1 pseudogene is annotated in these 658 nt (G+C 61.9%); it reads right to left on the bottom strand.

Going from position 1 to position 658, the window contains the following annotated elements:
- A pseudogene (locus tag WH91_RS25365) lies at window positions 1-658 on the bottom strand (DDE-type integrase/transposase/recombinase); the annotation flags it as partial.

Below are 658 nucleotides of genomic sequence, written 5' to 3'. Positions count from 1 at the left end.
GAGTGCGGGTGGGATTGACAATAGTCCTCCATCCATTCCGGCAAAGACCAGGATGGTATCGGTGTCGGGCAGGATATGGGTCGAGGCGTAATCGCGTTTGAGGGTTTTGACGAAAGACTCGGACATGCCGTTTCTCTGTGGGCTGCGGACGGGGGTGAAGAGCAGAGTCAGCCCAAGGGCTGCGGCGGTTTGGGCGGTCTGGCGGGCGATGTAGGCACTGCCATTGTCGGGCAGCCATTCCACTCGGTGGCTGGTTCTGGTGCTCCCGAAGCGACGCTCCACCGATGTGATCATGAGGTCGCACACCATTTCGGCAGAGATCCCGGCATTGGCGATGGCGAGCCAGCCAATGATTTCGCGATCACGGGCATCAATGACAAAGAGAACCCGGACCACCTGGCCATCACGGCTCCGGATCTCCAGATGATCCGAGCATCAGCGCACGTTGGAGCGCAAGGCCACGACGACGCCATCATGGGTTCGGCCAGGGCGAAGCGCCGTGTAGCGCTGCAGCGTCAGGTGATGCTGGCGCATGACCCGCAACACCCGCTTGGCGTTGACGACCGGTTTGCCTTCGAGCCGGCGCTGCCGGTTGATCAACGCGGTGACGCGGCGATAGCCATAGGTCGGGCGCTTGTCGATGATCGGTCGCATCTCG

It is taken from the genome of Devosia psychrophila, from assembly GCF_000971275.1.
GTDB lineage: Bacteria > Pseudomonadota > Alphaproteobacteria > Rhizobiales > Devosiaceae > Devosia > Devosia psychrophila.
This window is presented reverse-complemented; position numbering and strand designations above follow the sequence as displayed.